Origin of the sequence: Halomonas sp. KM007 (assembly GCF_050709225.1) — a bacterium.
Lineage (GTDB): Bacteria > Pseudomonadota > Gammaproteobacteria > Pseudomonadales > Halomonadaceae > Vreelandella > Vreelandella hamiltonii.
Map to the genome: position 1 here is coordinate 484,245 of NZ_CP136131.1, position 19,750 is coordinate 503,994.

At 61.8% G+C, this 19,750-nt stretch carries 19 protein-coding genes; 6 read left to right on the forward strand and 13 right to left on the reverse strand.

The annotated features are described in order from the left end of the window. Positions 1-6: 6 nt before the first annotated feature. Genes RVM27_RS02355 through RVM27_RS02370 form a run of 4 tightly spaced genes read right to left on the reverse strand, consistent with a single transcriptional unit; the run spans position 7 to position 3,105 of the window. Positions 7-621 (reverse strand): Maf family protein, encoded by a 615-nt coding sequence (locus RVM27_RS02355; RefSeq protein WP_287805365.1) that lies wholly within the window; start codon positions 619-621, stop codon positions 7-9. Next, the gene (gene mreD / locus RVM27_RS02360; RefSeq protein WP_144983537.1) at positions 618-1,112 is read right to left on the reverse strand and encodes a rod shape-determining protein MreD; all 495 of its coding nucleotides are present in this window, start codon (positions 1,110-1,112) and stop codon (positions 618-620) included. The genes RVM27_RS02355 and mreD overlap by 4 nt, the downstream gene beginning before the upstream one ends. Continuing rightward, positions 1,112-2,044 (reverse strand): rod shape-determining protein MreC, encoded by a 933-nt coding sequence (gene mreC / locus RVM27_RS02365; protein WP_287805360.1) that lies wholly within the window; start codon positions 2,042-2,044, stop codon positions 1,112-1,114. The genes mreD and mreC overlap by 1 nt, the downstream gene beginning before the upstream one ends. 23 nt (positions 2,045-2,067) lie before the next feature. After that, a complete protein-coding gene (locus RVM27_RS02370) occupies positions 2,068-3,105 on the reverse strand; it encodes a rod shape-determining protein (RefSeq protein ID WP_039177500.1) in 1,038 nt (345 codons plus the stop codon). A 229-nt stretch (positions 3,106-3,334) separates the two neighbouring features. On the opposite strand from RVM27_RS02370, the gene gatC reads away from it, so the two are divergent. Genes gatC through gatB form a run of 3 tightly spaced genes read left to right on the forward strand, consistent with a single transcriptional unit; the run spans position 3,335 to position 6,596 of the window. Further along, positions 3,335-3,622 carry an Asp-tRNA(Asn)/Glu-tRNA(Gln) amidotransferase subunit GatC gene (gene gatC, locus RVM27_RS02375; protein WP_016913466.1) on the forward strand — a complete coding sequence of 96 codons (288 nt, stop codon included), beginning with the start codon at positions 3,335-3,337 and terminating at the stop codon, positions 3,620-3,622. A gap of 59 nt (positions 3,623-3,681) precedes the next feature. Further along, entirely contained in the window at positions 3,682-5,142 is a 1,461-nt protein-coding gene (gatA, locus tag RVM27_RS02380; protein WP_498940979.1) for an amidase, read from the forward strand. Beyond that, positions 5,142-6,596, forward strand: coding sequence for an Asp-tRNA(Asn)/Glu-tRNA(Gln) amidotransferase subunit GatB (gatB, locus tag RVM27_RS02385; protein WP_016913464.1), 1,455 nt, complete (start codon positions 5,142-5,144; stop codon positions 6,594-6,596). The genes gatA and gatB overlap by 1 nt, the downstream gene beginning before the upstream one ends. A gap of 147 nt (positions 6,597-6,743) precedes the next feature. On the opposite strand, the gene sixA is transcribed toward gatB, so the two are convergent. The 4 genes from sixA to RVM27_RS02405 form a co-directional block, all read right to left on the reverse strand. Beyond that, entirely contained in the window at positions 6,744-7,262 is a 519-nt protein-coding gene (gene sixA / locus RVM27_RS02390; RefSeq protein WP_498957257.1) for a SixA phosphatase family protein, read from the reverse strand. Continuing rightward, positions 7,255-8,379, reverse strand: coding sequence for an NAD(P)H-dependent glycerol-3-phosphate dehydrogenase (locus tag RVM27_RS02395; protein ID WP_422822513.1), 1,125 nt, complete (start codon positions 8,377-8,379; stop codon positions 7,255-7,257). The genes sixA and RVM27_RS02395 overlap by 8 nt, the downstream gene beginning before the upstream one ends. A gap of 114 nt (positions 8,380-8,493) precedes the next feature. Further along, entirely contained in the window at positions 8,494-10,398 is a 1,905-nt protein-coding gene (htpG, locus tag RVM27_RS02400; RefSeq protein WP_498940975.1) for an Hsp90 family chaperone protein, read from the reverse strand. A 127-nt stretch (positions 10,399-10,525) separates the two neighbouring features. Next, positions 10,526-10,861 carry a YkvA family protein gene (locus RVM27_RS02405; RefSeq protein WP_016913460.1) on the reverse strand — a complete coding sequence of 112 codons (336 nt, stop codon included), beginning with the start codon at positions 10,859-10,861 and terminating at the stop codon, positions 10,526-10,528. 136 nt (positions 10,862-10,997) lie between these two features. On the opposite strand from RVM27_RS02405, the gene RVM27_RS02410 reads away from it, so the two are divergent. Then, positions 10,998-12,947, forward strand: a complete 1,950-nt coding sequence (locus RVM27_RS02410; RefSeq protein ID WP_498940973.1) for a lytic transglycosylase domain-containing protein — start codon at positions 10,998-11,000, stop codon at positions 12,945-12,947. Positions 12,948-12,976: 29 nt separating this feature from the next. Here the strand turns inward: RVM27_RS02410 and RVM27_RS02415 are convergent, their stop codons facing one another. Then, positions 12,977-13,630 carry a LysE family translocator gene (locus tag RVM27_RS02415; RefSeq protein ID WP_016913458.1) on the reverse strand — a complete coding sequence of 218 codons (654 nt, stop codon included), beginning with the start codon at positions 13,628-13,630 and terminating at the stop codon, positions 12,977-12,979. Positions 13,631-13,770: 140 nt separating this feature from the next. Between RVM27_RS02415 and RVM27_RS02420 the strand changes: the two genes are divergently transcribed. Beyond that, positions 13,771-13,974: a cold-shock protein gene (locus RVM27_RS02420; protein WP_016913457.1), complete on the forward strand. Its 204-nt coding sequence runs from the start codon at positions 13,771-13,773 to the stop codon at positions 13,972-13,974. Positions 13,975-14,058: 84 nt separating this feature from the next. Here RVM27_RS02420 and RVM27_RS02425 read toward each other — a convergent pair whose 3' ends face one another. From RVM27_RS02425 to RVM27_RS02440, 4 genes are all read right to left on the reverse strand, one after another. Beyond that, a complete protein-coding gene (locus tag RVM27_RS02425) occupies positions 14,059-14,769 on the reverse strand; it encodes a hypothetical protein (protein ID WP_498940970.1) in 711 nt (236 codons plus the stop codon). Positions 14,770-14,818: 49 nt separating this feature from the next. After that, positions 14,819-15,778, reverse strand: coding sequence for a lipid kinase YegS (gene yegS / locus RVM27_RS02430; RefSeq protein WP_498957258.1), 960 nt, complete (start codon positions 15,776-15,778; stop codon positions 14,819-14,821). A gap of 40 nt (positions 15,779-15,818) precedes the next feature. Continuing rightward, entirely contained in the window at positions 15,819-18,449 is a 2,631-nt protein-coding gene (gene pepN / locus RVM27_RS02435) for a M1 family metallopeptidase (protein WP_498957260.1), read from the reverse strand. A gap of 78 nt (positions 18,450-18,527) precedes the next feature. Beyond that, entirely contained in the window at positions 18,528-19,013 is a 486-nt protein-coding gene (locus RVM27_RS02440; RefSeq protein WP_287807330.1) for a YajQ family cyclic di-GMP-binding protein, read from the reverse strand. 130 nt (positions 19,014-19,143) lie between these two features. Here RVM27_RS02440 and cobO point away from each other — a divergent pair, with 130 nt between their 5' ends. After that, a complete protein-coding gene (gene cobO / locus RVM27_RS02445; protein ID WP_287807332.1) occupies positions 19,144-19,743 on the forward strand; it encodes a cob(I)yrinic acid a,c-diamide adenosyltransferase in 600 nt (199 codons plus the stop codon). Positions 19,744-19,750 lie beyond the last annotated feature (7 nt).

Consider the following 19,750-nt stretch of genomic DNA (forward strand, 5'->3'; position numbering starts at 1 on the left):
CAATCGCTACGTTGGATATCGGCCCGCCCAAACGGGCACTCCCTGCTGGACAAGCAAGCGCGTGGTTTCAAATAGCGGCAGCCCCACGACGGCAGAGTGACTGCCCTGAATTTCTTCGACGAACACCGAAGCAAGCCCTTGTATGGCATAGCCACCGGCTTTGTCCACAGGCTCACCAGTCTGCCAGTAGCAGGCGATTTCCTCGCGGCTCAATGAGCGCATGGTGACATGAGTCGTGACACAACATGAGAGTATACCCAGCGGCCCACTCACTGCCACCGCGGTCAGTACTTGATGCGTGCCCCCCGAGAGCCGTTTCAACATCTCGGCGGCATGTTGCTGGTCTCGGGGCTTGCCAAGAATATCCCCCGCCACCACGACTGCCGTATCCGACCCGAGCACCGGCAAGTGCGTTCGGGCCATGGCCGCGCTGGCCTTGGCGATGGCCAGTCGCTCCACATACGCCAAGGCCGACTCATCGGCCAGCGGCGTTTCATCGATATCGCTGGGCAGCACGCTGACAGGCACGCCAATCGACGCCAGCAGCGCCTTGCGACGCGGCGACGCAGACGCCAGGCAGAGCACCGGCGGGGAGGATGCGCCGGAAATCACTTCGCTCATGTTCCACTGCTCATCATGCGCCGCTCCAGAGCCACCAGCATGGTGGCCAGCCAAGGCCACAACAGCGCACTCATCAGCGAGGGAATCAAGAAAGAGAGGTGGATCGAAAACTCGCCGGTCAAGGTACGCAACCACTGCTCGACCAGCTGCACCAGCCCCAGCAGCACCAGCACCAGCACGGCCTGCTGCACCAGCGAGTAAGCGCGAAAACGTGGATAGACCATGGCAGCCAGAAACGCCAACAGCGACAAGATGAGCGCGTGTTGGCCCAGCGCGGTCCCTTCGATCAGGTCTAGCAGCAGGCCCACCACGAAGCCGTGAAAGACCCCGACTCGGTCCGGTGAGCGCATGCTCCAGTAGATGAGCATGAGGCCCACCCATTCGGGGCGAAACACCTGCCAGCCATCCGCCACCGGCATGACCTGCAAGCACAGCGCCAGCAGCAGGCTCAGCCAAACGGCGAACAGCGGCACAACGGGAGCCCTAGCCATCAAGGCGCCTCCTGTGAATGAGACTCAGCCAGACGCTGAGCGGCATGCACGGCCTGAGCCGAGATATCCATGGACTCGTCCCAGTCAGACGCGTCGAACTCTTCGCGGGGTGGTGGAAAGAGCATCAGGAAATGCCGTGAGCGTTGCAGCTGGGCGGCTGGCTCGGCCATGACACGTGCAAACGGTTGGCCGGGGTCATGGTACACCTCGGTGACACGGGCCACGGGATACCCAGGAGGAAAGCGACCCGCCAACCCGGAGGTGGTCAACAAGTCTCCTTCGCGAATGTCGGCAGTATCCGGTACGTGCAACACGCTGACGCTGCCATAACGGCCGGTGCCCTGCACGATGAAACGCAGGCCGTTTCGATTGACCTGAACCGGCAAGGCATGACTTGCATCCACCAGCAGCAGCACGCGGCTGGAGTAGGCAGACACAGCGGTCACCTGACCGACCAACCCAGACGCATCGATCACTGGCTGTCCGACATAGGCGCCGTTACGATGCCCTCGGTCGACGACCATTTGATGGGTAAAGGGGTCGTTGTCCAGCGACAGCAATTCAGCCGTGATGTAGGGAATCTCACGACGCTCGCCCGCCTTGAGCAGCGTGCGCAGCTCGGCGTTTTCGGCGGTCAGGTTGGCGAGCCGCTGCCCACGATGGGACAGCGTCAGTATCTGCTCACGCAGGCGGCGATTCTCATCCACCAGCGCTTGCTGGTCAGAGAGCGCCAGCGCCCCCCAGTTCAAGACGTCGCTGGGCACGCTCACCACCCACTGAATAGGGGCAACGACCATGGTCATCTGGGCGCGAATATCTTCCATGCGCGTGAAACGCTGGTCGACAAACATCAGCACGCTTGCCGCCAGCACACAGAAGAAAAGCCGGTAACCGGGTAACGGTCCGTGTGAAAACAGCGGTTTAATAGGCAATCCCCCGCGTCAAACCGCTGCGATCAATCGCTCGACAGTAACTCAAAGGTATGCTGGTCAATCATCTCCAGCGCCTTGCCACCGCCACGCGCCACGCAGGTCAGCGGATCTTCGGCCACGATGACCGGCAGGCCCGTCTCTTCGGCGATCAGCTTGTCGAGGTCACGCAGCAGCGCGCCACCGCCGGTCAGCACCAGGCCGCGTTCGGCGATGTCCGAGGCAAGCTCGGGGGGCGACTGTTCCAGCGCGCTCTTGACGGCAGATACGATAGAACCCAGCGTTTCCTGGAGCGCCTCGAGAATCTCGTGGGAGTTGAGCGTGAAGCTGCGCGGGATGCCCTCCGCCAGGTTACGGCCGCGCACGTCGATCTCGCGCAGCTCGCCACCCGGGTAGGCACACCCGATCTCTTCCTTGATGCGCTCGGCCGTGGCTTCGCCGATCAGGCTACCGTAATGGCGGCGCACGTACGCGGTGATCGCCTCGTCAAAACGGTCACCGCCTACGCGGATCGATTCGGAATAGACCACCCCGTTGAGCGAGATGATGGCGATCTCGGTGGTACCGCCACCAATGTCCACCACCATCGACCCCTGCGCTTCTTCTACCGGCAAGCCTGCGCCGATGGCCGCAGCCATGGGCTCTTCGATCAGGAAGACTTCGCGGGCACCCGCCCCTTCGGCGGACTCGCGGATGGCACGGCGCTCTACCTGAGTCGACATGCAGGGCACGCAGACCAGGACACGCGGGCTGGGCGTCAGAAACGTGCTCTGATGCACCTTGCGAATGAAGTGCTGGAGCATCTGCTCGGTAACGGTAAAGTCGGCAATGACGCCGTCCTTCATGGGTCGAATGGCCGTGATATTGCCAGGCGTGCGACCGAGCATACGCTTCGCGTCGGCGCCGACCGAAGCCACGCTGCGCATGCTACCGGATTGGCGGATGGCGACTACGGACGGTTCATCGAGCACGATGCCACGACCGCGTACATAAATCAGTGTGTTGGCCGTACCCAAGTCGATCGACAGATCGCTGGAAAACAGCCCCCTCAAACGTTTGAACATGGATGTTGTTACCTAGTGCAGACCGGGAACCCTGTGCGGATGCAAACGGTATCACCGCAACCCCTTGGCAGCAAGCACGAGTCGTGCCCAATAGTGCCCGAGGGGGGCAATATGTGGTACCTTTTGCGGCTATTTTCCACGTCTGCTCCACAAGACGAATTTAAGATGACCGTATGTATACCGCTCAAAGCGGAATATGTTCCATCACGTTTGCGAGGAAACCTCGATCATGGCGCTTGAAGAATCTCATGTGCGCCGGGCCGCACATCTGGCCCGACTCGCCGTCAGCGATGACCAAGCCAGTGGCTTTGTCGACGATCTCAGCCGCATTCTGGACATGGTCGACCAGCTCCAGAGCGTGGATACCGAAGGCGTGGCGCCACTGGCCCACCCGCTGGATGCCACGCAGCGCCTGCGCGCCGACGAAGTCACCGAAACCAATCAGCGCGACGCTTTCCAGCGCTGTGCTCCGGCAGTGGAAAACGGCCTGTATCTGGTGCCTCGCGTGGTTGAATAACCGCCGCACCCCGCTCGTTTCTGCTTATTTCATTCGCCCCCGAACGGAGCTTCCGGGTCATGCACGATAAAACCGTAACGCAGCTCGCCGCCGCCCTGGATAGCGGTGAACTCTCCAGCCGAGAGCTGACCTCCCACTTTTTGCAGCGCATCGAAAAAGCCGATGGCAAGCTCAACAGCTTCATCACGGTGACCGCCGAGCAGGCGCTGAACCAGGCCGAAGCCGCCGACCAGGCACGAGCGGCAGGCAAGGCGAGCAAGCTGGCTGGCATCCCCTTGGCGCTGAAAGACATTTTCTGCACCCAGGGCGTCAAGACCACCTGCGGCTCCAAAATGCTCGATAATTTCATCGCGCCTTACGATGCCACCGTGGTGGAAAAGCTGGCGGCCGCTGGCACCATCAGTCTCGGCAAGACCAATATGGACGAGTTCGCCATGGGCTCGTCCAACGAAAACAGCCACTATGGCGCGGTCAAGAACCCCTGGGACCTGACGGCAGTCCCCGGCGGCAGCTCCGGCGGTAGCGCGGCGGCGGTAGCGGCAGGGCTAGTACCTGCGGCCATGGGCACCGACACCGGCGGCTCCATTCGTCAGCCGGCCGCGTTCTGCGGCATCACCGGATTGAAGCCCACCTATGGGCGCGTCTCCCGTTACGGCATGATTGCCTACGCCTCCAGCCTCGACCAGGCAGGCCCGATGGCACGCACGGCTGAAGATTGTGCCCTGCTGCTCAACGTGATTGCCGGGCACGACCTGCGCGACTCCACCAGCGTCGCCCGTGGCGTACCTGACTACACCGAAACCCTCAACGCGCCGCTGTCAGGCCTGAAAATCGGCCTGCCCAAGGAGTATTTTGGCGACGGCCTCGACCCGGAAGTCGAGCAAGCCGTGCGTGATGCCGTCAAGGTTTACGAGTCGCTGGGCGCCACGGTGCGGCAGGTCAGCCTGCCGCACACGCACTACGCCATCCCGGCCTACTACGTGATTGCCCCCGCTGAAGCTTCCTCCAACCTGTCGCGCTTCGACGGCGTGCGCTTCGGTCACCGCTGCAAGGCGCCTGCCGACCTGATTGACCTTTACACCCGCTCGCGGGCCGAAGGGTTTGGTGAAGAGGTCAAGCGGCGTATCCTGATTGGCACCCACACCCTGTCGGAAGGCTTCTTCGACGCTTATTACACCAAGGCCCAGAAGGTGCGTCGCCTGATTCGTCAGGACTTCCTCGACGCCTTCGAAGATGTCGATGTACTGATGGGCCCCGCATCGCCCACGCCCGCCTTCGACCTGGGCGCGAAGAAAGACCCGGTGTCGATGTACCTGCAGGATATCTACACCATTGCCGTGAACCTGGCGGGCATTCCCGGCATCAGCGTTCCGGCCGGATTTGCGGGCGGCCGCCCGGTGGGCCTGCAAATTCTCGGCACGCACTTTGCCGAAGCGCAGCTGCTCAACGTCGCTCACCAGTTCCAGCAAGCCACCGACTGGCATCTCAAACTGCCTGCCTTTGCCGAGGAGAACGCCTGATGCAATGGGAAACCGTGATTGGGCTCGAGGTCCACGTTCAGCTCGCAACGCGTTCCAAGATATTTTCCGGCGCCTCGACGGCGTTTGGCGCCGAGCCGAACACCCAGGCCTGCGCCGTTGATCTGGGCCTACCTGGCGTGCTGCCCGTCTTGAACGAACAGGCGGTCGCCATGGCCGTTCAGTTCGGCCTGGCCGTCCACGCCGAGATCCCGGAAGTATCGGTCTTCGACCGCAAGAACTACTTCTACCCCGACTTGCCCAAGGGCTACCAGACCAGCCAGATGTATCACCCCATCGTGGGCGCTGGCGAGGTGGAAATCACCCTAGACGACGACACCACCAAGCGCATCCGCATCCACCATGCTCACCTGGAAGAAGATGCAGGCAAGTCGCTGCATGAAGACTTCCACGGCATGACCGGCATCGACCTGAACCGCGCAGGCACCCCGCTGCTGGAGATCGTCTCCGAACCGGACATGCGCAACGCCAAGGAAGCAGCGGCCTATCTGAAGGCCATCCACTCCATCGTGACCTACCTGGGCATTTCCGACGGCAACATGGCCGAAGGCTCGATGCGCTGTGATGTCAACGTCTCGGTGCGCCCCAAAGGCCAGGAAGCGTTCGGCACGCGCGCAGAAATCAAGAACGTCAACTCGTTCCGCTTCGTGGAGCGCGCCATCGCCTTCGAAGTCGAGCGTCAGATCGAGCTGATCGAAGATGGCGGCAGCGTGGTGCAGGAAACCCGCCTGTACGACCCTGAGCGCGATGAGACCCGCAGCATGCGCACCAAGGAAGAAGCCAACGATTACCGCTACTTCCCCTGCCCCGACCTGCTGCCCGTGGTCCTCGATGAAGCGTACCTGGAGCATCTGCGCAGCCAGTTGCCGGAACTGCCAGCCGACAAGCGCGCTCGTTTCCAGGACGCGCTGGGGCTATCGGCTTACGATGCCAGCGTACTCTCGGCCAGCCGCGAAATGGCGGAGTTCTTCGAGGAAGTCCACCGAGTGTGCGGCGATGCCAAACAGGCGGCCAACTGGGTTCAGGGCGAGCTGTCCGGTGCATTGAACCGGGAAAACCTGAGCATTCAGAACAGCCCCGTCTCGGCCCAGCAGCTGGGCGAAGTGGTACGCCGCGTGCTCGATGGCACCATCAACGGCAAGGCCGCCAAGCAGGTCTTCCAGGCGCTGTGGAATGGCCAGGGGGAGAGCGCCGATGCCATCATCGATGCCAAAGGGCTGAAGCAGGTGACCGATACTGGCGCCATCGAAGGCATGATCGATCAGGTCATCGCCGAGAGCCCGGCCCAGGTCGCTCAGTACCGCGATTCGGAGCCCGAGAAGCGCGGCAAGATGATCGGCTACTTCGTGGGCCAGGTCATGAAGGCCTCTCGCGGCACCGCCAACCCCCAGCAGGTGAACGACCTGCTCAAGACCAAGCTGGACGCTCTGCTGTAACGCGCCCCCAGTGCCAGTGCATCACCATGAGCGGCTGCTTCGGCAGCCGCTTTGCGTGGAGGGGGACTCGCTCAGCTATTTTCAACAGCTACTCTCAACAGCTACTCTCTACAGCTACTTTCTACAACTAACCTCTACAACCAGCCGCTACAGCTGGCTGGGCTGGGTGAAGCGCTGCAGCTGAGCGCACCCTGCTGCCCAGACGTCGGCCTCCAGCTCGGCAATGGCCGCCGTGGGGAAACCCAGCCCTTGGCTCGGCGAGCCTTCGATCAACAACCCTGCCAACTCGCCCACCAGCGGCATATGGCTGACCAGCATGATGGGCCCTTGGGGCTGTTGTGCCATCAGCCACTCGGCCACGTCACTGGCGGAATCGTCTGGCGTGATGAACGCTAATGTATTCAAGGGAATGCCCAGGGCATCACGAATATGCTCAGCGGTTTGCTGTGCGCGCACATAGGGGCTGGCATACAGCACGGGGGTGGCAAGCTCCCCCTCACTGACACGCGCGGCCAGCCAGCGCGCCATGGCGCCCGCCTCCTGTTCGCCGCGGCGAGTCAGCGCACGCACCGGGTCTGGAAAGCCGGGAGCGGCTTCACCATGCCGCATGATCAGCAGTGGGCTCGCGCCAACATGGCGCAGCGCCTGATTTCCCTGGTCACTCATGAACATCTCCTTTGCTGACAGCTACCCGAGGGGGCGATGTCTGTTCCCGATGCGCCTGCTGCACGGCCTCACGGGGCAGAATGAACTCGACGTCGCTGCTTTGCTCGCCCAGCATCAGCGTGCGCGCCATTTCCTGGGCGGGCACGCCATCGAACAGCACCCGCTTCAGCCCTTCCGCCAGCGGCATGTAAACGCCCAACTCCTCAGCCTTGGCGCACACCAGCTTGACGGTATTGACCCCTTCCGCGACCTGCCCCAACGCTTCTACCGCAGCCTCCAGGTCACGCCCCTCGCCCAGCGCATACCCCACCCGATAGTTACGCGACAGATTCGAGGAGCAGGTCACGATCAAGTCACCTACTCCCGCCAACCCCAGAAACGTCATCGGATTGGCCCCCTGGGCCACGGCAAACCGGCTCATCTCCGCCAGTGCACGGGTCATCAGCATGCTGCGGGTGTTTTCACCCATGCCCAGTGCCGCTGCCATGCCTGCGGCGATGGCATAGATATTCTTGAGTGCCCCGCCCAGTTCGACGCCGTGCCGGTCATTACTGGCGTAAACGCGGAAATAGCGACACCCCAGCACCTGCTGCACCCGGGTACGCGTCAGGGCATCGGCGCTGGCAATCACGGTCGCGGTCAGCTGTTTATCGGCAATCTCGGAGGCCAGGTTCGGGCCCGCGATCACGCCAATATGGCTAAAGCCGGTCTCCTGCTCCAGCACCTGGCTCATCAGCAGAAAACTCTCCTGCTCGATCCCCTTGGTGGTGCTGACGAGAATCTGCTGGGCGGTCAGCCACGGCTTGGCCGCCTGCACCACGCTGCGAAACGCCTTGGAGGGAATGGCGATCAGCACCAGCTCCGCCCCGACCAGGACGGCTTCCAGGTCAGTGGACGCCTCGACGGCAGGGTTGATCGGATAATCGGGCAGGTAGCGGCCATTACGGTGCTCCTGATTGATCTGCGCCACCAGCGCTTCGTCACGCATCCACTGGCGCACCTGGGCACCGTTGTCTGCCGCAATGCTGGCCAAGGCGGTACCAAAACTCCCCCCGCCCAGCACGGCGACCTTAATCTGTTGCTCATCCGCCATGATGACATCCTGATCGTTTAGCATTCATAGTGATCACCTACTTTATCACCAACGGCCGCCTTCGCCGTTCAAAACAGGCCGAAAAACAAACGGCCCGCCTGGCAGGCCAGGCGGGCCGCATCCCTCAACGAATGGACATCACGCGGTCAGCACGCTGTTCAGCCGCTTCACGTAAGCCGCCGGGTCGTCCAGGTGGCCACCTTCGGCAATGATCGCCTGATCGAGCAGAATATGCGCCAGCTGGGCAAACAGCTCGCCTTCGCTGCCTTCGAGCCTCGCCACCAGCGCATGATCGGGGTTGAGCTCGAGAATGGGCTTCACTTCGGGCAGTTTCTGCCCCGCGGCCTCCATGATGCGTCGCATCTGATAGCCCATCTCATGCTCCGGCAGCACCACACAGGCAGGCGAGTCGGTCAGGCGGTGAGTGACCTTCACCGACTGCACGTGCTCGCCCAGCGCTTCCTGAACGCGCTTGACCAACGCCTCTTTTGCCTTGGCGGTCTCTTCTTGAGCCTGCTTTTCGGCTTCGTCTTCGACATCGCCCAGGTCCAGCTCGCCTTTGGCCACGTCGGCGAAAGACTTGCCATCGAACTCGGTCAGGTGGCTCATCAGCCACTCATCGATACGATCGGAGAGTAGCAGCACCTCGATACCTTTCTTGCGGAAGATCTCCAGGTGAGGGCTGTTCTTCGCGGCATTGAAGCTGTCGGCCACCACGTAGTAGATCTTCTTCTGACCTTCCTTCATGCGCTCGACGTATTCGGCCAGAGAATGCTCCTGGGTGGACGTGTCGGTATGCGTGGAAGCAAAGCGCAGCAGACCGGCGATTTTCTCGCGGTTGGCGAAGTCTTCACCCGGCCCTTCTTTCAGCACGCTGCCAAAGGTGTTCCAGAACGTCTGGTACTGTTCGCTATCCTTGGAAAGCTTCTTGAGCATGTCCAGGGCACGCTTGGTCAAGGCGCCCTTGATCTTGTCGACCTTGGGGTCCTGCTGCAGCAGCTCACGAGAGACGTTCAGCGACAAATCGCGGGTGTCCAGCACGCCCTTGATGAAACGCAGGTAGAGCGGCAGGAACTGTTCGGCGTCATCCATGATGAATACCCGCTGAACGTACAGCTTGACGCCTCGGGAACCGTCACGGTCGAACATGTCGAACGGTGCACGGCCCGGCACGTAGAGCAGGCTGGTGTACTCCAGCTTGCCCTCGACCTTGTTGTGACTCCAGGTCAGCGGGTCGCTGAAGTCATGTGCCACGTGCTTGTAGAACGCCTTGTATTCGTCGTCCGACACATCGCTCTTGGGACGTGCCCACAGCGCCGTGGCTTCGTTGACGGTTTCCCAGGTGGTGACTTCACTGCCTTCGATCTCGTTGCCCTCGTCGTCACGGGCGGTCTCGACCTTGGGCATGCGCACCGGCACTTCGATGTGATCGGAGTACTTGCGCACCAGGCTTTGCAGGCGGTAGTCGTCGGCAAACTCCTTGGCATCTTCTTTCAGGTGCAGAGTGATCTCGGTGCCGTGCACCTCGCGCTCGATATCGGCCACGGTGAACTCACCTTCGCCCCGCGAGCGCCACTCGACGCCTTCCGACGCGGCGGTGCCCGCCTTGCGAGTGCGCACGGCGACTTCGTCTGCCACAATGAAGCCAGAATAGAAACCGACACCGAACTGACCGATCAGCTTGGCATCCTTCTGCTGTTCACCGGAAAGCTGCTTGAGAAACTCGGCGGTGCCTGAACGGGCGATGGTCCCCAGGTTGGCGATGACATCTTCGCGATTCATGCCGATACCGTTGTCACGCAAGGTAATGGTGTTGGCATCACGGTCGTGCTCGATTTCGATGCGCAGCTCGCTGTCACCTTCGTACAGGGCGTCGTTGTCCAGGGCTGCATAGCGCAGCTTGTCGCAGGCATCCGCTGCGTTGGAAATCAGCTCACGCAGGAATATCTCCCGGTTGGAGTACAGGGAGTGGATCATCAGGTTCAGAAGCTGCTTGACTTCGGTTTGAAAGCCAAGGGTTTCTTCGTGGTTCGCCGTGGTCATGCGCTTAGCCCTCATCTATTTCGTGTGGCGTGTCGCCTCTGCCAGCCAAGCAGAGGCGTCAAACAGGATGAAGGCAATATGGGGATAAGTGATGGGATTTCAAGCGCTAGCCAACCAGCCGCGCCGATCAGGCAGCCGTCGACGCTGCTTCGTTCTCGGCCTTCCAGGCGCGATATTCGGCCAGGTGGCGATCCACACGGTTCAACAGCCAACCGACGATCAGCACATCGTCGACCAGGCCAATGATGACCAGGAAATCAGGGATGAGATCAAAGGGCATGACCAGATAGGCCAGTGCCAGAGCCATGGTACCGAAGGCGGCCCAAGGCACCGGCCTGAAGCTGCCACGCAGTACGTCGCGGGTCATGGGCAGGAAAAGCGTGAGCGCACGGGCTACTCGTTTGATGGCCCAGGCCCGACCTTTCAAGCGACGAAACAACCACCAGCTAGATAATCGTGCCATCGTCAGGGAATCCTCTCAGGGTACAATGGTCAGAACGTCATTTGGCCAAATAGTTCATGATCGCGACGGCCACGCGACGGTGGCCATCACCTACTCGACCGTCATATCAGCCAGTTCCAGTTAAAGAGGGAGTGCCATGCAGGCAACGCCATTTCGTTCTACCCTTCGCACGCTGTGTGCCGCGGCACTGATCGGCCTGCCATCTGCGTCCTGGGCCGCCTCGGACGAGGCCATGCGCGATGCATTGAACGCCGCCCGCCAGCAGCAGTGGCAACAAATCGACCAGAGCGCCATCGACGGGCATATCCTCAGCGGCTATGTGGAGTATCACCGGCTACGCCAGCAGTTGCCCAACGTCTCTGTCAGCCAGGTACTGCAGTTCATCGAGCAGCACGGTGACTCCCCCCTGGGTGAGTGGCTGCGCGGCCAGGCCATTGCCAACTACGGCTATGCGGGCCGTTTCAGCGACCTGCTGGCCGTCGCCGATGGCGAACCCGCCGGTACGGCACGGCAGTGCTACTACTACACGGCACTCCTCGACCGCGCCCCCGAACAGGCACGCACGGCGGGCCTGGCGCTGTGGCGCGTGGGCAGCTCACAGCCGGACGCCTGCAACGCCCTGTTCAGCCGCCTGCGCGCGGATGGCACCATCGATGCCACCGCCATCTGGGAGCGCAAGATGCTGGCCTGGCAAGCAGGCGAGCAGCGCTTGAGCACTTACCTGGGAGGATTGCTCAGCGGCCAGTGGCAAACGGCCATCGATACGGCGGAGCGGGCCAACACAAGCCTCAACAGCCTGACCACGGCCCCCACTTGCCTGGGGCCTGAATGCGCCGCCACGGCAGCGTTCTATCAGGCGGCCATGCAGCGCTATACCCGCGAAGACACGCCCCGTGCCTTTGCCGCCTGGCAACAGATCGCCCCGCGCCTGACGCTGGCGCCCAGCGACCAGCAGGTCATCGAGGAGGAGCTGGCCTTCTACGCCCTGGTGCGCGACGTGCCCGGCACGCTGAGCTGGGTAGACAGCGTGCTGCCTTCCTTGCAGAGCGAACGGGTGCTGGAGCTTCGGGTGCGCCGCGCCCTGGCGGAGCGCCAATGGACCGACGTCATTCACTGGATTGCAGAGATGCCCGCCAGCCAGCAGGAGAGCAGCCGCTGGCAGTACTGGCTGGGACGCGCCAACGAACAGCTGGGTAATCAGGAAGCTGCTCAGGCGCGCTACCAGCAGGCCGCTCTGGACCGTAGCTTCTATGGCTTTGCCGCCGCTGAAAAAATCGGCCAGCCGTACCGACTCAACCACGAGCGCCACCACTTCGACGAAGCCACCCGCGAGGATATCGCGCGACTGCCCGCCGTACAGCGCACGCAAGCGCTGTTGCGCATTGGTGAAGAGGGCCTGGCCAACAGCGAGTGGCTGCATGCCGTTCGCGAAGCGTCGCCTTACCAGGCTCGCGCCCTCGCCGACTACGCTGCCCAGCAGCAGTGGCATGCCCGGCTGGTACAAACCACGATTGCCGGTGAGATGTGGGATGCCCTGGAGTGGCGCTTCCCACCCGCCTACCGGGACAGTTTTCTGCATTGGGGCCGCATGACCGGGGTAGACCCCTTCCTGCTGATGGCGATCACCCGTCGGGAGAGCGCCTACAACCCCGTGGCGCTGTCACCGGCTGGCGCACGCGGCCTGATGCAGCTGATGCCCGGCACCGCCACGCAGGTCAGTCGCCAACTGGGACTCAGCGACCCCGGGCCTTACGGCGTACTCGACCCCGAACTGAACATTCGCCTGGGCAGTACCTATCTGCGTGACAAGCTCGACCGTTACCGTGGCAACCGCCTCGCCGCGACGGCAGCTTACAATGCCGGCCCTGGTCGCGTAGACCAGTGGCTAAGCAGTAACAGCATGGAGTCGTTCGACCTGTTCGTGGAGAGCATCCCCTTCCGCGAAACCCGCGATTACGTGCAGGCCGTGCTGAGCTATCGAGTCATCTTCGAGAGCCTGGCCAACGGCGGTAGCAGCGAAGGCGTCTCGCTATTGAACGACAGCGAGCAGAGCGTTCGCTACGACCGCGCGCTGGTTCAACGCTAAGCCTGTCTCCGCTTCCCTCCCGCGCCCGGTCACACCGGGCGCTGCTCCAGCGCCAGCCGCAGCCCGAACATGACCAACACCGCCCCCGTGGCCGCATTCAGGGTTTGTGCAAAGCGCGCGCTGGCCAGCCATTTGCTGGCGCCCCCGACCATCAATACCACGCTGATCTGCCACACATTGGCAATCACGAAGTGAATGCTTGCCAGCCACAGCGACTTCAGCAGGGCGGGGTCGGTGGGCGCGATGAACTGCGGCAGGAAGGCCATGTAAAACACCACGGTCTTGGGGTTCAGCACGTTCGACAGCAACCCTTCCTTGATGGGCTGCCAGAGCGGGACAGGCGCAGCGTTCTGCATGACGCCTTTGACGGGCAGCGGCGTTCCTCTACGGGCGGCCATCAAACTGGAAACCCCCAGCCAGATCAGATAGGCCGCCCCGGCCAACTTGAGCGCATTGAATGCCCAAGCCGATTGCAGAAGAATCAGCGAAATGCCCAGCGCCGACACCGTTGCGTGCACGAAGAGGCCGCAGCAGATGGCCACGCTGGTGGCAATACCGTCGCGCAGGCCACCGCGTGCCGTATTGCGGATCACCAGCAGGGTATCCACCCCGGGGCTGACAGAGAGCAGCGTGATAGCCACCAGAAACGGGATGAACTGCGCGTCGATCAAGGTAAAAGGCATGCGTATCAGGCTCGCAAAAGACGTTGACGGGAAGGTTTTCGGGGCCACTGGACGACCCGGCTATTTGCTTCTAAAGTGAATTTCGCGGGCAAACACCGTGAATGCCCGTCTAATCATCAAGCACGTTAAGGACATGAATGATGGCAACTGGTACTGTCAAGTGGTTCAACGATACGAAAGGTTACGGCTTCATCTCTCCCGATGACGGCGGTGACGATCTCTTTGCCCACTTCTCCGAAATTCAGGCGGAAGGCTTCAAGACCCTGCAGGATGGTCAAAAAGTCAGCTTCGAAGTGACTCAGGGTAAAAAAGGCCTTCAGGCATCCAACATTCGCCCGGTATGACCCAGGCCAATGTAGAAGGCCCGCTCTGGCGGGCCTTCTTTTTTTCGCTCTCGCATGACTCTAGCGTTTCAAGAGGTCATGCGATCAGGGGGACGTCGTCCCGTTGCGCGCCCCTGAGTTTTCCAGCCGTTCCCGCTCCAGCTCTTCGAACTGCTCTTCCAGGCGTCGCTGGGCTTCCTCGAAACGGCGCTCGGTGTCCTCGATCAGGGCGTCCACGTCAGTGGCTTCCAGGCCATCGTCCAGACGGGCACCATTCGTGATGGCGCTATCCGTTTCCCAGTCGCCCGACAAGCGATCGCTCTCCATGGGTTCCAGCTCAGGGCGCTGCTGCTCCACTTCCTGAAACTGCTCTTCGAGCTGGCGCTGGGCCTCTTCGAAGCGGCGCTCGGTTTCGGCGATCATGTCGTCTACGTCAGAACGCGTGGTTTCCCCCGGCATGGCACTGGCCTCGTCCAGAGCGTCGTCGGGGTCGGCCCCCAGCGTCTCTTCACCGGCCTGCAGCTCGCTGGCTTCCGGCACGCCGGGTTCTTGCTCATCGCCCTCGCGCATCGCTTCGGCGGCTTCCAACTGCTCCGCGGCCTGACGCGCTTCAATATCGTCCTCGACCTCCTGCGGGTCCGGCACCTCGTCCTCCCCGTCGTCCTGCGCCGCCTCCGTGGTGGCAGCCCCCTCCTCCTCAGTCAGCGTGGCAGGGGTCTCTTCCGGGGAAACGTTGGCTTCTTCCTGGCTGTCGCCACAGGCACTGAGTAACAGCGCCATGCTGGCCAAAACAGGCATCCAGAGTCGATTCACCATTGCGTATAGCTCCTTAAAACATCGTATTCAATGACTCAATTATGACAGTCTAGTGGCGTTCATTGGCCGACAACAGCGCACACCCTTCGGGTAGCAGCACCTTGAGCGCCAACGGCACTACCTCTGCCGTAAAGCGCTCGTAGCGCTTCGCTTCGCCATCCAGGGTCAGCGGCCAGGGGTCATCCTCCGGTCTGGTAGTCACGGTCAATTGGCTGGCCGTGAAGTAGCGCACGTAGCGGCCGTCCGGCGGAAAATGCTGCAGCTCGCCTAACAAGGCAGGCAGTTCCAGCACCGAACGGAAATCCTTGACCAGCAGGACATCCAGCCGCCCATCGTCCAACCGGGCCCTGGGTGCCAGCACCTGACCGCCCCCTGATTGACGCCCGTTGCCCAGCGCCAGCAGCAGCAGCGAAGCGGCCTGTTCGCTGTCGGCCCAATGCAGCGTGCCGTGATAACTGCGGTGCCGCCACGCCTTGAGCGCGCCCATTAGCGAGTAGGCACCCCCACCCAGCATGCGCTTGAGGGTCTTGGGGGTCGAAGAGGTAATTTCGGCCCCAAAGCCACCGGTGGTCATGTTGACGTAGTAGCTGACCGACTGCTCGCCGTTGGCTTCCGCCGTCATGCGAATCACGTCGATGGGCGCCGCTGCGAGCGAGATAGCCGCTTGCAGCGCAGGCCCAGGCTCCAGGGGCAGCCCTACCGACGTGGCGAAATCATTGGCACTGCCCAACGGCACGATACCCAGCGGGGGGCGGTGGTCATGGGGTAGGCGCATCAATCCATTGACCACCTCGTTGACTGTGCCATCGCCGCCACAGGCCACCACGTGGGTCGCCCCCAAAGCCTCTGCGTCGGCCGCAAAGTCGGCGGCATCGCCCCCTTCCCAGGTGGCACGTACCGTGATGGCAACGCCTGCCTTGCGCTGGGCGGCTACCGCCTCGCGCAGCTCAGGGTCGCCCGCTGATTTTCCGTTGATGATCAGTAGATAGTGCTTGTTCGGATCTGTCACTGGCGCGTTTCCTTTCCCTGGTTAAACCGCAAGAACGATCTTAAGCCAATGCTTTTTCGACCACCTCGTAGACGTTCGCCGAAAGCGGCTCCTGGCGAATGCGCATCAGTTCCTGGCGCATCAGCTGCTGGCGAGCCTCGTCAAAGCGCTGCCAGCGGGTCAACGGCGTGATCAGCCGTGCAGCAATTTCCGGGTTGAGTCGATTCAACTCGATCACCACATCGGCCAGTAAAACATAGCCCTGCCCGTCCAGGCGATGGAAGTTCACTCGGTTCTGAGTAAATGCCCCCACCAGCGCACGCACCTTGTTGGGGTTCTTGATCGAGAAGGCCGGGTGCTGCATCAAGTAGCGTACCCGCTCCAGCACATCCGCCTGAGGCCGGGTAACCTGGATGGTAAACCACTGGTCCATGACCAGCGGGTCGTGGGCCCACTTTTCGCCAAACGTTTTCAGGGCAGGTGCCGCCAGGTCGTCACGGTCGCTGTGCGCCAGCAGCGTCAGGGCGTGCCGAACATCGGTCATGTTGTGTCCCGCCGTGAACTGCGCTTCGCACAGCGCCACGGCTTCGTCATCCTCGATCGACATCAGATAGGAGAGCGCCACGTTTTTGAGGCTGCGCTGGGCAATTTGTTCAGCCGAAGGTGCATAGGCCGCATCACTGAGATTATCCTGGTAGACCGCCAGGAACTCCTCGCGTAGGGCCAGCGCCAACGACTGGCGAACGAATTCTCGCGCCGCATGGATGGCATCCACATCGACGATCGGCTGCAGCTCGGCAATGTAGGCCTCGGTGGGCAGCGTGAGCATCTCGGCCAGCACGGCCTTGTCCTGCATGGGGCCCGTCAACAGGGTTCTGAAGGCCTCCACCACGCGACCGTCCATGACTTTTTCGACCCCATTGCGATGAGCGGCGATCAGATCGTCCAGCGCCAGCATGGCCAGCCGCTGACCGGCATCCCAGCGATTGAAGCCATCGCTGTCGTGGGTCAGCAAGAACGCCAGCTCTTCCCGTGAATAGGGGAAGTGCAGCTTCACCGGGGCCGAGAAATCGCGCAGCAGCGAGGGTACTGGCGCTTCAGGAACGTCGGTGAACACAAACGTCTGCTCATCGTCGGTCAAGTGCACCACGGCATCCTTGCCCAGCGACTCGCCGTTCAGCATCAGGGTCAGGTCATGGCCCGACTTGGTGCCGACCAACCCCATACGCACGGGGATGTGCAGCGGCTGCTTCACCGGCTGGCCGGGCGTCGCCGGGGTACGCTGGCGCAGCGTCAGGCGGTACACGGCATTGGCATAGTCGTATTCGCCGTTGGCGTCTATCTCGGGGGTGCCCGCCTGAGCGTACCAGCGCATGAACTGCTCCAGATCCAGCCCCGATACTTCGGCCATGCAGCCGACGAAGTCTTCGATAGTCACCGCCTGACCGTCGAAGCGCTCGAAGTAGCGGTCGGCACCGCGACGGAACGCCTCCCAGCCCAGCAGGTTGCGCAGCATCCGTACGATTTCAGCACCCTTTTCGTAAATGGTCAGGGTGTAGAAATTGGTGATTTCGATATAGTGGTCTGGGCGTACGGGGTGAGCCGTGGGGCCTGCATCTTCAGCAAACTGCGCCGTACGGAAAAACGACACGTCCTGAATACGCTTGACCGGCGCCGAGTTGACGTCCGCCGAGAAGCACTGGTCCCGGAAGACCGTGAAGCCCTCTTTCAGCGACAGCTGAAACCAGTCCCGACAGGTGACCCGGTTGCCCGACCAGTTGTGGAAGTATTCGTGGGCCACGATGCCTTCCACGTTCTGGAAAGCCGCATCGGTGGCGGTATCCGGGTGGGTCAACACGGCTGCCGAATTGAAGATGTTCAGCCCCTTGTTCTCCATGGCCCCCATGTTGAAATCGTTCACCGCCACGATCATGAACAGGTCCAGGTCATACTCACGCCCGTAGGTCTGCTCATCCCAGGCCATGGAGCGCTTCAGCGATGCCATGGCGTGATCGGTCTTGTTCAGGTTTTCCTGCTCTACCCACAGCTGAAGGGTCACGCGACGACCGCTCAGGGTCGTGAAGTGATCCTCGACCTTGTGCAGATTGCCTGCCACCAGGGCAAACAGGTAGCAGGGTTTGGGATGCGGGTCTTCCCAGGTGACGAAGTGACGCCCGCCAGGCAGCTCGCCACGCTCGACGGGATTGCCGTTGGCCAGCAGCACCGGCTCGCTTTCGGCATCGCCCACCACGGTGACTCTGTAAGTGGCCATGACGTCGGGGCGGTCAGGATAAAAGGTGATACGCCGAAACCCCTCGGCCTCGCACTGGGTACAGTACATGCCGTTGGATTGATAGAGTCCTTCCAGAGCGGTGTTGGTGCTGGGTGAAATCTCGACCTCACTCTCCAGCACGAACGCCTCGGGCACCTCACCAATGGTGAGCTGGGTATCGCTCAACTGGTACTCGCTCTCTGCCAGCGGGCGACCGTCGAGCTCGAGCGAGCGCAGGGTCAAATGCTCGCCATTGAGCACTAGCGGCGCCTGCGGCGCGGCCTGGGCATGGCGCTCAATGGTCAAACGTGCCTTGACACGGGTCGCAGTGGGGTCAAGATCAAACGTCAGCTCGGTATGGGTGACCTGATAGTCGGGCGGCTGGTAGTCGCTTAAATAGACCGGCTGCGGATCAGACATGATTCGTGACTCCTGTGGGCAATAAAGTGAACGCGCCGTGGCAGCCTTCGGCTGCACGACGCGGCTATGCGGTTGTGATCAGTCGCGGAAATTATCGAACTGAAGCGGCAGGTCGGGCCCCTCTTCGCCTCGCAGCAGGGCCATCACGCTTTGTAGGTCGTCGCGCTTCTTGCCCGTCACGCGCACCTTTTCGCCCTGTATCTGGGCCTGCACCTTGAGTTTGCTGGCCTTGATACGCTTGACGACGTCCTTGGCTTCGGCCTGGTCGAGCCCCTGCTTGAGCACTACTTCCTGGCGAGCTTTCACTCCGGAAAGCACCGGGTCCTTGATGTCCATGCAGCGCGCATCGATACCCCGTGCGATCAGCCGACTGCGCATCACATCGAGCATCTGTTTGAGCTGGAAGTCGACTTCGGCTTCCAGCTGTACCTTGTCGCCTTCCAGTGCAAAACTGGCATCCACGCCTTTAAAATCAAAGCGCGACTGCACTTCGCGGTTCGCCTGATCCACCGCATTGGCGGCTTCGTGTTGATCGAACTCTGACACAATATCAAAAGATGGCATGACCTGTTTCCTATCGAGACATAGCCTCCTATTCTAGAGCAGCAAGGCACTCAGCGGCCAATTCTGTTACCCGAAGTTTTTACCCAGCGTAAATTCGACAGAGCACGACACCCCATCACGAGGAGATTCGATGAGCGATCGCGAGACGCGTCACAAGGCAGCCATGGAAAAACTCAAGACCCACGTGGACGAGAAAATCGCCAAGGCCACCGAGCAGCGTGGCCTGCTGCTGGTCAATACGGGCAACGGCAAAGGCAAGACCACGGCTGCCTGGGGCACCGTGACCCGGGCGCTGGGCTACGGCTATAAAGTCGGCGTCGTGCAGTTCATCAAGGGGCTATGGGAGTGTGGCGAGCGCAATCGCCTGGAAGAAGACCCGCACTTGAGCGTTGCCATCATGGCCACCGGCTTCACCTGGGATACCCAAAACCGCGAGGCCGACACCGCTGCCTGCCAGGCCGTATGGCAGCAGGCCGAGGCCATGCTGAGCGACCCCGACACCTACCTGGTGGTGCTCGATGAAATCACCTACATGCTCAAGTTCGGCTATCTCGACATCGCCACGGTCAAACAGGCCTTGGCCAATCGACCGAGGGAGCAAACCGTCATCATCACGGGGCGCAACGCCCATCGCGAGCTGGTGGCCATGGCCGACACGGTGACGGAAATGCAGGAGGTGCGTCACGCCTTCAATAACGGACTGCAGGCGCGGCGCGGCATCGACTTTTGAGTCCGCG